The sequence below is a fragment of the Novosphingobium aquimarinum genome, assembly GCF_009746585.1.
In the GTDB taxonomy this organism is placed as follows: domain Bacteria; phylum Pseudomonadota; class Alphaproteobacteria; order Sphingomonadales; family Sphingomonadaceae; genus Novosphingobium; species Novosphingobium aquimarinum.
Map to the genome: position 1 here is coordinate 255,928 of NZ_WRPO01000006.1, position 7,381 is coordinate 263,308.

At 63.7% G+C, this 7,381-nt stretch carries 6 protein-coding genes and 1 pseudogene; 6 read left to right on the forward strand and 1 reads right to left on the reverse strand.

The window, feature by feature from the left end; genetic code table 11:
* Nucleotides 1-23 precede the first annotated feature (23 nt).
* The 4 genes and pseudogenes from GQO94_RS21380 to GQO94_RS09430 form a co-directional block, all read left to right on the forward strand.
* A pseudogene (locus GQO94_RS21380) lies at nt 24-203 on the forward strand (hypothetical protein); the annotation flags it as partial.
* 330 nt (nt 204-533) lie between these two features.
* The gene (locus GQO94_RS09420; RefSeq protein WP_156840880.1) at nt 534-2,813 is read left to right on the forward strand and encodes a TonB-dependent receptor; all 2,280 of its coding nucleotides are present in this window, start codon (nt 534-536) and stop codon (nt 2,811-2,813) included.
* A 14-nt stretch (nt 2,814-2,827) separates the two neighbouring features.
* Nucleotides 2,828-4,057 carry a Ca2+-dependent phosphoinositide-specific phospholipase C gene (locus GQO94_RS09425; RefSeq protein ID WP_156840881.1) on the forward strand — a complete coding sequence of 410 codons (1,230 nt, stop codon included), beginning with the start codon at nt 2,828-2,830 and terminating at the stop codon, nt 4,055-4,057.
* Between the two features lie 113 nt (nt 4,058-4,170).
* Nucleotides 4,171-5,379, forward strand: coding sequence for an MFS transporter (locus tag GQO94_RS09430; RefSeq protein WP_198045900.1), 1,209 nt, complete (start codon nt 4,171-4,173; stop codon nt 5,377-5,379).
* Here GQO94_RS09430 and GQO94_RS09435 read toward each other — a convergent pair.
* Complete coding sequence (locus GQO94_RS09435; RefSeq protein WP_156840883.1) at nt 5,363-6,589, reverse strand: TetR family transcriptional regulator; 1,227 nt, start codon at nt 6,587-6,589, stop codon at nt 5,363-5,365. The genes GQO94_RS09430 and GQO94_RS09435 overlap by 17 nt on opposite strands.
* A gap of 80 nt (nt 6,590-6,669) precedes the next feature.
* Here GQO94_RS09435 and GQO94_RS09440 point away from each other — a divergent pair, with 80 nt between their 5' ends.
* Together GQO94_RS09440 and GQO94_RS21385 are read left to right on the forward strand one after the other, a co-directional pair.
* Nucleotides 6,670-7,047 (forward strand): TetR/AcrR family transcriptional regulator, encoded by a 378-nt coding sequence (locus GQO94_RS09440; RefSeq protein ID WP_198045901.1) that lies wholly within the window; start codon nt 6,670-6,672, stop codon nt 7,045-7,047.
* A 63-nt stretch (nt 7,048-7,110) separates the two neighbouring features.
* A complete protein-coding gene (locus GQO94_RS21385; RefSeq protein ID WP_408636610.1) occupies nt 7,111-7,308 on the forward strand; it encodes an HGGxSTG domain-containing protein in 198 nt (65 codons plus the stop codon).
* Nucleotides 7,309-7,381: the final 73 nt, after the last annotated feature.

The window sequence follows — 7,381 nt, forward strand, 5'->3', positions numbered from 1 at the left end:
ACAGTCAACGCTGGGCACTCTATCGCGGGCTACAGCATTACGGCGTCGAAACCCAGCTGGTGGTTTACGACAACGCCGGTCACGGCTTCGGCACGCCGCGGGACAAGCTGGCGGCAATGGAGCACAACCGCCGGTGGTTCGACGCCTATCTCTTCGCTGAAGGCGACAGGCCTGATCTCTCATTGGTAGAGCCTGGAAGGTAGCGGGCAGGCGTCGGCGGTGGTTCGCTGCGGCGCCAGAAGAGCAAGGCTCCTTGTCAAAGATACTTGGGGGCTGCTTCCGCCGGTGCCTACAGCGAGAAACACTGCAGCCCGCACAAGCGTCTGTGTGGACGCGAACTATCGCCTCGCGGCGACGCTTCCGTTTTCAAACCTGCTTTTGCAAGGAACCCGAGGCAAACAGCGCGCCGAGAGCATATCCGTACATGCGGATTTATATGGCTTATTTGAACCTCTCGAATCCCGTACACCCGTCTTAATTGTGAAATGCGCCCGCTGTAGGAGGCCCCATCAAGCAGCCTCAAAGGGGGGATCATGCATTTTCGTTCGTACAGCCGTTGGCGCACCACAGTGTCCTGCGGAGGCATTGCCGTTTTGACCGCATCGGGCGCGGCTGCGCAAACAGCAGACCAGACCGTGGGCGCAGCGGCCCTGCCCGAGATCGTAGTGACCGCGCAGCGCCGCACCGAGAACAGCCAGGACGTACCGCTCGCCATTCAGACCGTCAGCGGCCGGGCCATCGCCAATGCCGGCTATACCGACGTTACGGACCTGCAGTATCTGGCGCCGGGCGTGCAGTACGACCCTACGCAGGGAGCGGCATTCCAGATTCGCGGAGTCGGAACGACGTCCTTCGACTTTTCCAACGCGAAGTCGGTCAACGTGGTCGTCGACGACGTGGTGATGGACGGGCAGCGCGCCAACGGGCTGATCGGCCTGGTCGATATCGACCATGTCGACGTGCTCATGGGGCCGCAGGGCACACTGTTCGGCAAGAACTCCACATCCGGGGTGATTTCCGTCACCACAAACTCGCCGCGCCTCGATGTCACGTCGTTTCGCGGCAGCGTCTCTCTGGGTGAGCACGACGAACGCATCCTGAACGCCACGGTGAACCTTCCGGTCGCGGAGAACGCTGCACTGCGTGTCTCGGGCTTCGATCAGGCGGAGGACGGCTTCGGGCGGAATGTCACGCTCGATCGGAAGGTCGGCTCGGTCCACGAATATGGCGGGCGCGCAAAGCTCTATTTCGAATTCGACAGCCGCTTCAATCTCACCCTCTCGGGTGATTACGGCCATCACTGGGACAGTTCGGTGCGCACGCCGGTGGGCGATCAGCCCCCGCAGGTGACACAGATGCTCGAGGAACTTGGCATCGTTCCGGGTCCCGAAAGTGCCGATACGGCCGATTCCCAGTTCGGCGAAATCGAAACCGAGGAATGGGGTTTTTCGGGCAAGATGGAACTCGGCCTGGGCGATCATACGCTGACCTCCATCACCGCTTATCGCCGCACCGCTTATGACAATGCGACGCCGGCCAATCTCCTGCCGATCGACCAATATGCGTTCGTGCCCTTCAATCAGGGCTATCTCGATACCGAGAAGTTCAGCCAGGAAGTCCATTTGGCGTCGCCCGCCGACCGCCCGATCAGCTACCTGATCGGCTTTTTCTACAATGATTTGCGAGCAGTTCAGACCCAGTATCAATGGGCCACGCTGGGCGCGCCCGTTCTTGCGGACGGTGGCAAGTCGACGGTATTGTACGCCTTGACCGGCGCGATTGGCGAGGCCGGCAACACCTCGCTGTTCGATGCGAAGAACGAGACGGTGGCCGGATTCGGCCAGCTGCAATTCAACCTCACGCCGCGTCTGCGCCTCACGCTTGGCGGCCGCTACACGCATGACGAAAACTGGCAGGAACTGTCCTATATTCAGACCGATCCGGTGCCGATCGTGGGCTATGATCCCACATTCGTCGCCACCAGTGCGCCTCCGGCATTCCGCGAAGGCACGGCGAAGGGAGACAATTTCTCCTGGCGCGTCGCACCCGAATACCAGATCGGCGAGAACGCGATGATCTATGCGTCCTTCTCGACCGGCTACAAGCCAGCGGGCATCGCATTTGTCGGAAACAAATATGCGCCCTACGCGGACGAGACGGTCGAAGCCTGGGAGGTCGGGCTCAAATCCGAATGGCTGGACCGGCGGCTGAGGTTCAACCTCGACTTCTTCCGGTCCGACTTCACCGACTTCCAGGCGACGATCCTGACCCGCGTCCCCGATGGCGCCGGGGGAACGCTGCTGGTGTCCGCGATCGGCAATGCCGGCGGCTTGCGCAGCCAGGGCGTCGAGATGTCTATCGCCGTGCGGCCCGCGCGCTCGTTCTCGCTAACGGCGTCGGGCAGTTACACGGACGCGAAGTTCACCGATTACGTCTACGACGCCACAACCGACTATACCGGCACTCGCCTGCCAAACGCGCCGGAATGGGCGGCGACGCTGGCGGCCGACCTCGACCAACCGGTTGCCGATAGCTGGCGCCTGCGCGCGCATGCCGATTATGCCTGGCGCAGCGAATATTGGACGGTGGTCGGGCAGCCGGATTATTCCCGCGTCCCCTCCTTCGGCCTGGTCAATGCTCGGCTGAGCCTCGCGAACGAGAACGGCACGATCGAGGCCGGCATTTACGCGCGCAATCTGTTCGACACCTATTTCTCCACCGGGTGGCAGATCTACAGCAGCCTCGGGCTGCTCCATTATACTTCCCCCCGCGCGCGGCGAACGGCCGGGGCGTTCGTGAACTTCAATTTATGATCGGGGGGAGTGAGATGATGCGCAGCCAAACTATTGGCGCAGCCTTGCTGTGCCTTGCCGCCATCGGCCCCTGGGCGCAGGTCCATGCGCAGGCGAGCCACCCGGCCGATGCCGATGCGCAGCCCGAAGCCGCGAACTTGCCGGACGACCTGCCGATCAACCGCATTCAAGTGCTGGGAACCCACAACAGCTACTCGCTGGGGACGGATCCACGCGTGCGAGCCATGCTCGACGAGCGGATCCCCTCCATGCACGAGATCATCGCGAGCATGCCCGCGGAAGCCCTGGAGGAATTCCGGACCGCGCATCCCAACGACATGACGATCGGCGAGGCGCTGGCCTATCGCTACACCTCGCTCACCGACCAACTGGAGCGGGGGGTACGCAGCCTGGAGATCGATCTCAACGCCGATCCGCAGGGCGGAGCCTATGCCGATCCGGCAGCCTACAGAGTGCTGCGCGCCCAGGGCGTCAGCGATCTGTTGCCGTTCGACCCGGCGCCCCTGGCAGAGCCCGGACTCAAAGTGCTCCACATGCCCGACATTGATTTCCGCAGTTCCTGTCCAACCTTCCACAAGTGCCTGGCGGAAATGAAAGCGTGGTCGGACGACAATCCGGGCCATGTGCCGATCTTCGTGATGCTCGAAGCGAAGGTTCAGGCTCTGGGTATCCTTCCGGGCTCAACGCAAGTGCCGCCGTTTACGCCTGAAACTTACGATCTGATCGACCGCGATATCCTGGACATCATCGGGCGCGAAAATGTGATCACGCCCGACGACGTGCGCGGCGATCGCTCCCGGCTCGAAGACGCAGTGCTGGCCGACGAATGGCCGGACCTCGCCAAAGCGCGCGGCAAGTTCGTTTTCATGCTGATTACGGCAACGGGCAAGGACGGGGCGTCCGACTACCTGATCGGTCATCCGGGGCTGAGAGAGCGTGTAGCGTTCCTCGACTCCATTCCCGGGCAGGATTTCGCCGCTTTCATCCTCAACGACAACGCCATCGACCGCGGCGACCAGATCCGGGATCAAGTGGCGAAAGGGTATCTGGTGCGCACCCGGGCCGATATCGAGACCTGGGAAGCCAAGGCCGATGACATGACGCGGGCGCACGCCGCGTTCGCATCCGGCGCGCAGATCGTGTCCACCGACTTCATAGAGCCGGGGAACGCATACGGAACGCCCTACATTGTCGAACTACCCGGTGGCGGGCCCGCCCGGATCGCTCCGCGTCCTGGCGATTGACCGAGGAAGGGGGCTTCCCGCGAATGTCATCTCCGCGCCCTATGAGGCGCCAGGTGAGCCCTTGCCCGCCGCCCCGCCTTCCATGGCAAACCGGCCTTACGGCCTATGGCAGCGTGCACTTCGGCAAGAGCCTGCTGTGGGCCGGAGAGGACGCGCTCACGCTCTACATCCTCGTCCGCTTCCTGCAGATCGAGCCGGCCCTGGCAGGGTCGATGTTCCTCGCCAGCGCCCTGTGGAACGCAGGGTGCGACGGGGTGTTCGGTGTTGCACTTCTTCGCTGGCCGTTACTGCAGCGCATTTTGCCGGCGCTTTCGATGGCGGCGATACTCGCGGCCGGCGGTGGCTTCGCCGCGCTGCCAATGCTGCCAGAGGGTAACCCGCTGGCAGCCGGGGCCCTGCTGGTTTTGTTTCGCACGGGCTTCAGTCTGGCTGACTTGCCGCATAACGGCCTGACGCGTCGGCTGGCACTCGAGCACGGCGATCTCGGCGTTGCGCGGCTGCGCGCGATCTATTCGGCGGCTGCCGCGCTGGTCGTGGGATGTGCGTCGCTTCCGGTGCTGTTGGCGGAGGGCGTCCGGTCGAGTTCGGTCATCCTGTTGATCGGCGCGGTCGGCCTGGTCGCGGTGGTATGCATGCTGCCGCTTCCGTCGATGTTGGCGCGCGAGGCTGTCAGGGAGCGTCGCGAGAGGGCGGCGGGCGAAGGATCGTTCATCGACCCCGCGCTGGTGGTTTTTTGCGCCGCTTCCGCTGTCGGACTGGCCGGACTGGCCGCTGCGGGCAAGGCCATGCTGCATCTGGATCTCGGCGGCCCGGAACTGACCGCCGCCGTCCTGCTGTTGCTCACCTGCGGCCGCCTGGCGGCCGTGTGGTTCTGGTCGCCGGTCGCTCGCAGCATCGGCAGCCGCAGCGCCCTCGCACTCGCCTATGGCCTGAGCGCGACGTTCATTCCGCTGGTTGCGCTCCTCCCGCAAGCGACGCCCCTGCCGGCGCTCGTGGCACTCGGCGTCATGAGCCTCCTGGGCGGAGGTGTCGCCATGCTGAGCTGGGCCGTTCTGTCCGAAACGATCGGCGGAAAGGGCGGCCAGACCCCGGCACGTTATGCGGCCGCGTTCGGATTGTTCACCATGAGCATAAAGATCGCGCTCGGGCTGTCCGGCTTCGCTGTCGGCGGCTGGCTTGCGTCGGTCGGGCAATCGGCCGACATCGAGCCCGCAGCGTTCTGGCCGCTCGGTGTTGCCATCATGGCCGGCTGCGGCCTTGCAGCGGTGCTCACACGCTACATGCCCGGTAGCGCCGCGCCCTCCGCTATCTCTCCGGCCTAGCGCCGCGCGCCGCGAGAGAGTTACTGCCGATCAAGCAGGCCGCGCGCAAATGCATCAAATCTTTCGGCCGGATGACCTTGTCACCGCCCGCACCGCCGCGGGCCATGGCGGCGAGGCCGGAGCCGATCAGGATCATCGTGGCAGTCTGCGCGGCCGCCCGATCGAGCCCCTCGCTGCCGCCGATCGTCTTGCTCACGTCCCCATGCACGTTTTCGGCCCGACGGCGCCGCATATCCAGGGCAAATACGACCAGGGCCGGATCGCGCGTTGCTGCGAGCGCGACTGAATGCGTCGCGCGGATCAGCGTGAGCCCGTAAGAGCCGTCGGTGTCGTCAAGGCTAGTCCCGCGCACCTCGTGCCGCGTCCGTAGGATCAGCGAACCGATCGCCGCATGCATGAGATCTTCACGAGTGGGAAAATAGTGAGCAACGCTGGTGTGCGGGATGCCGCCTTCCGAAGCGACCTGGCGGTGCGTGATCCCCGCTGCCCCCATTTGCATCATCACGTTGGCTGCATAGCCGGCCACTTCCACCCGCTTGGAGCCTTCCGGCAGATCGAACGGGAACTGCACCGCAGCGTTCCCTTCCCCGCACGCCGAAACCAGGGCGGCAAAGCCTCGGCTCAGCCCGCTTGCCTGCCCGACCATGCCCTCGGCCAGGCGCTGGATGGTGGCGGTGCGCAGCAGACGGAAGTCGGTGTGGCCCGGCGCGGCGATGAAAAAGGGCAGCTCATCGCGACAATAGGCCGCGATCGCGCGCCCTAGAGCGTCGGCACTGTGTCCATGATCGCGTTCCAGCAGGACGGCCCAGAAGTGATCTTCGTCATCAAGCAAGCCGGGCAGTGTCGGAAAACCATGCGGATCGACGATCGCCTCCACCAGGAACTCGCAGATGGTGACGGAAGCCTCGCGCCGCGCGACCGCGGCTTCCTCCAGATACGCCGCAATCACAGACGCTAGCACTTGCGGATCGGCCAGGGCGAGCTGCGCGGTGCGCTTCCGCCATCGATCGAGGAGGTCGCGCCGCTCCTTTCGCTCCTCCTCGATCAGTCTGCCGATAAGGGCCGCCTTGTCCCCGATATGATGATTGAGCGAACCGACCGAACTGCCCGCGCCCTGTGCAACGGTGCGCATGCTGAGGCCGCGAATGCCATGATCGGCGATGCGCGATCGAGCCACCGGTATGAAGGGCAAAGCGACAGGCTTGGACATTCCGATCTTTTGAGCGTGTCGATTGCACTTCTCAATGCATTAATCTGGCAGATAAGCGCTTCGTTATTGGGCAGCTCTGGGTGCAGGAGACGGGCGCGCTCAAAAAACCCACATTAGCGCGCGGCTGCCCACACCCAATTGCTCTCAAGCGTCTCCTTCGGGAAATTTATCTCGCGAGCACGACCGGCTTCACGGCTTCCGGCATGGACCGCCTGACTGCTGCGGCCGACGTGTCCAGTCGTACGCTCTACAAGCATCTGGGCGGTAAGACCGCGCTAATCATGGCGACGCTCGACCATCGCCGCGACCGCTTCTTTCAGGCCCTGGATGTAGATAGCGTAGATGGCCTCTTTTTCGCCCTGTCCGAGTGGAGCCGGAGCGAAGGGGCACGCGGATGCTACTTCTTGCGAGCAATCGCAGATGCCGGCAGCGAACGGCGCGCCAAGTCATCACCGTGAAAAAGGAGCTGCACCAGCATGTGCACTATCACCGGGGGGCGGAAGAAGCCGGCGGGCAACCCCATGAACGGGGAGCCCCCGCTTCTGACGACTGCTCCACTTTGCCAAGCACGCAATCGAACGGGGAAGCCCTGCCGATGCCCAGCTATCAAAGGGAAGTTGCGCTGCCGACTACACGGCGGAGCTAATAGATCTGGTGCACCGAATGGTGTGAGATGGTGCCGGTTTTCTGGACAGGGTGTTAAGCTACTCCCGACCTGATGGATTGGTACGGGAATGAAGACGACGAGGAAGCGCTACAGCGCCGATTTTAAGGCCAAGGTCGCACTGGAAG

What these genes read in the sequence shown, in the direction of transcription:
- GQO94_RS09420 (WP_156840880.1), top strand. Translation starts at nt 534, where the DNA reads ATGCATTTTCGTTCGTACAGCCGTTGGCGCACCACAGTGTCCTGCGGA.
- GQO94_RS09425 (WP_156840881.1), top strand. Translation starts at nt 2,828, where the DNA reads ATGATGCGCAGCCAAACTATTGGCGCAGCCTTGCTGTGCCTTGCCGCC.
- GQO94_RS09435 (WP_156840883.1), bottom strand. Translation starts at nt 6,589, where the DNA reads ATGTCCAAGCCTGTCGCTTTGCCCTTCATACCGGTGGCTCGATCGCGC.
- GQO94_RS21385 (WP_408636610.1), top strand. Translation starts at nt 7,111, where the DNA reads ATGAACGGGGAGCCCCCGCTTCTGACGACTGCTCCACTTTGCCAAGCA.